Genomic DNA, 939 nt, shown 5'->3' on the forward strand with positions numbered 1-939 from the left:
TCCTGGCGCAATCGGTCGGCGGCAGCGGCGGCAATGGCGGCAATGCCTATTCCGGAGCCTTCAGCGCCGGTTTCTACGCATCGGCAGCGGTCGGCGTTTCGGTTGGCGGCGAGGGCGGCGATGGCGGCCCTGGCGGCAAGGTTACGGTCAGGGCGGACGGCAACATCATCGCCGACACCGACGCGGTCGGCTCGGGCGGCATCGTGGCACAGTCGATTGGCGGCGGCGGCGGCAATGGCGGCCGTGCGGCCACGATGGCCGGCTCGGTCAGCAACGGCGTCAATGTCAGCCTCGGCGTGACGGTCGGCGGCTGGGGCGGCGACGGTGGCAGGAGCGACCTGGTGATCGTCGATACCGGCCTCAGCGGCGGCGGCAGCATCGTCACCAAGGGTTACCAGGCTGGCGGCATTCTTGCCCAGTCGGTTGCCGGCAGCGGCGGCAATGGCGGCGATTCCTGGGCGGCGGCTGGCGGTTACGGCGTCAATGTCAGCGTCAACGCGACCGTGAGCATCGGCGGCGGCGGCGGCGACGGCAATGTCAGCGACGATGTGCTCGTCCACAATGCCATGACGGTGCAGACGGATGGCGACATGAGCGCGGCGATCCTTGCGCAGTCGATCGGCGGCGGCGGCGGCAATGGCGGCTCGACCAACGTGCGACCGCCGATCTGGGCGGCGGCCAAGGCGTCAACGTTGCGGCCAACGTGACCGTCGGAGGCGGGGGCGGCACCGGCAATATCTCCGGCGCGGTCGACGTGATCAACACCGGCAATTTGACGACCAAGGGCGATTTCTCCTCAGGCATCGTCGCGCAATCGCTGGGCGGCGGCGGCGGCATGGGCGGATCGAGCAACGCCAAGGCGTTCCACCTTGGCGGCACCAGCGAGACGAGTGTCACCGTCAATGTCGGCATTGGCGGTTCGGGCGGCTCCGGCAACGA

At 69.4% G+C, this 939-nt stretch carries 1 protein-coding gene and 1 pseudogene; both read left to right on the plus strand.

Annotation, left to right across the window (positions count from 1 at the left end):
* A pseudogene (locus EN750_RS36420) lies at nucleotides 1-707 on the plus strand (autotransporter outer membrane beta-barrel domain-containing protein); the annotation flags it as partial.
* A partial coding sequence (locus EN750_RS39775) for a hypothetical protein (protein WP_189526752.1) occupies nucleotides 704-939 on the plus strand: 236 nt, incomplete at its 3' end. The pseudogene EN750_RS36420 and the gene EN750_RS39775, both read left to right, overlap by 4 nt.

The sequence above is a fragment of the Mesorhizobium sp. M7A.F.Ca.ET.027.03.2.1 genome (assembly GCF_003999175.1).
In the GTDB taxonomy this organism is placed as follows: domain Bacteria; phylum Pseudomonadota; class Alphaproteobacteria; order Rhizobiales; family Rhizobiaceae; genus Mesorhizobium.